The organism is uncultured Gimesia sp. (genome assembly GCF_937919775.1).
In the GTDB taxonomy this organism is placed as follows: domain Bacteria; phylum Planctomycetota; class Planctomycetia; order Planctomycetales; family Planctomycetaceae; genus Gimesia.
In genome coordinates this window covers 1-2,332 of record NZ_CALFPF010000690.1, presented here as the reverse complement: position 1 = coordinate 2,332, position 2,332 = coordinate 1, and the positions used below count along the sequence as shown (strand labels likewise).

The 2,332-nt window shown below is 48.1% G+C and carries 2 protein-coding genes and 1 pseudogene; 2 read left to right on the top strand and 1 reads right to left on the bottom strand.

Translation table 11 applies throughout. The annotated features are described in order from the left end of the window. Nucleotides 1-213: 213 nt before the first annotated feature. The gene (locus Q0294_RS19515) at nt 214-1,143 is read left to right on the top strand and encodes a response regulator (RefSeq protein WP_299468796.1); all 930 of its coding nucleotides are present in this window, start codon (nt 214-216) and stop codon (nt 1,141-1,143) included. Nucleotides 1,144-1,235: 92 nt separating this feature from the next. After that, nucleotides 1,236-1,973 (top strand): SDR family oxidoreductase, encoded by a 738-nt coding sequence (locus Q0294_RS19510; RefSeq protein WP_299468794.1) that lies wholly within the window; start codon nt 1,236-1,238, stop codon nt 1,971-1,973. 32 nt (nt 1,974-2,005) lie between these two features. On the opposite strand, the pseudogene Q0294_RS19505 reads toward Q0294_RS19510, so the two are convergent. After that, nucleotides 2,006-2,332, bottom strand: a pseudogene (locus Q0294_RS19505) (polysaccharide pyruvyl transferase family protein); the annotation flags it as partial.

The following is a 2,332-nucleotide window of genomic DNA, read 5'->3' as shown; positions in this document are numbered from 1 at the left end:
TGCGCGTTCAAACGTACTCAGAATATGCCTCAGAAATCAAAGGGTAACTACTTATGGGATTTTCTGACATATATTTGAAAGAGTCCATTCGTAAAAGTTTAAAGCGTTGCGAAAACCTGATGCTCGGGTTCGCGTGTGTGCAGATTGATCTGAATTCACACTATTCGCAGATTTTAAATACAGAAGTTTGTTCGGGAAAGACGGGTTCCTGCTATGTCTCTGATTCCAGCTACTCATACTACAGAAACATTGACCAGACGGTTTTCAGAGCCGGTCATTAATTCTGTACTTGATGTTTTTAAATATTTTGTCGGCACGACAGTCGAATTAGATCGAATTGTCGAAGTGCATGAGGCTCCTCGTTATGAGAAAAGCTCTGCGATTGAAGTCAATGGACCAGGCAAAGGCATTGTGGTTGTCAACGTTCCCCGGGAACTGGTTTCAAAAGCAGTTTCGATGCTGATTGATGAGTCCCTGGCGGATGACGAGCATGTGTTGACCGATTTTTCCTGTGAATTGTCTAACATGATTGCAGGTCAGGCCAAAAAAGCCGTAGACCATATGGGCTTTCTGTTGGGGCACCCGACCGTGATTGAAACAGAAAACATTGACAATTTATATCCTCCCGAAGCCGGTTCACGTTGTGGCATATTTAAAACCGGGATTGGTCCGGTCGTTGTCTATTTCGGATTTGTCGGACAACTCGGCGATATCATCGATTATGAACATGATCCATCAGAGAAAAAACGTGTGATGATCATCGATCCCGATGAGATGAATCGTGCTTTGTTCGAAGGTTTATTACACGAACGTTATAATGTGGAAAGCGCTGCGACTGTTGAAGAAGCTTTCATGGATGCGGCAATTAATACTCCGGATCTGATTTTGCTGGACATCGATGGACCTTCCGGAAATCATGCGGAGTCGGTGAAATACATTAAACATTCGCCATTTGTGGGAAATGCGGAAGTTCTGGTCATGACGACGAATCGTTCGACAACCGCGATTATTCAGGCCTTCAATCATGGTGCCACTGATTATATTCTCAAAACAGACTTCACAAAGCAGATCCTGGTTGGCAAAATAGAACGTGCCTTCGGAAGAACGCCGGTTGTCAAAGAGGCCGTTGCTTCGAGTCATTAAAATCAAGATTACTGTACGAGATCTTTGCAAAACCCTGGTTTGATGACCGGGGTTTTTTATTTGCTGATTCCCCATTTACACGGAGAAGTAAGTTGAATCTGGAAGGAAAAGTGGCCGTCATCACCGGAGCTGCGGTTCGTATTGGCCGCTCCCTGGCGCTCGCATTGGCAGAGGCGGGGGTTGATATTTGTATTCATTATCATTCATCAAAACAGGAGGCAGAGCAGACGTGCGCGGAAATTCGGCAACGGGGGAGAAAAGCGATCGCGGTATCCGCCGATCTGTCGGATTCCTGCAATGCGGCTGCCCTGATCATTAATGCGGTCGTCGCGGAATTCGGCAGAGTTGACATACTGATTAATAGTGCCTCGGTTTTTGAAAACAAATCGCTGCTGATTTCTACTGAGTTTGATTGGGATTCTCATCTGGATATTAATTTGAAAGCCCCCTATTTCCTGTCTCAGCAGTTTGCGAAAACGTTTCACCCGGGACAAACGGGGCAGATTATTAATCTGGTTGACTGGCGAGCGCTGCGGGCAGGAGCCGGGCATTTACCCTACCGGATTTCCAAAGCGGGTCTGGTGACGTTAACGGAATGTCTGGCGCTGGAGCTGGCTCCCGAGATCCGGGTCAATGCGATCGCCCCCGGTGCCATTCTACCGCCACCAGGCCAGGATGCTAAGTATCTCGATAAACGGGCAGCGCAGATTCCTCTCAAACGTGCGGGGAGTCCACAGGATATTTGTGACGCGGTGCTCTATCTCTTGCACGCTGATTTTGTGACAGGCGAAGTATTGAACGTTTCCGGGGGAGAACAGTTCTCGTCCTGATGATCAGCCGACCTTTGTGCGGCCAGCGTTTATCAGGAAGACCGGGCCTTGAGAACCGCGTCTTTTACAATCTGCATCGTCCGTTTCTGGCGCTGCTGGATCGATTGCATCACCGATTTCAGTTTGGCGAGTGACTCGTCGTAATTCTGATAGACGCCGATCACGCGTTCGGCGATTTGCTGTTGATCAACCTCATCGATTTCAAATGTCCAGTCCTTCAGCCCGATATCATACCACATCTGACCTTTAATGGTGTCCGTTGGCTGCCTGACGTAAAGTCCGGGAGTCCCAAACGCACAGGCGATAATCGGAGAGTGACACTCCATACTGACGACGGCTGACGCATCCCGATAAAGCGA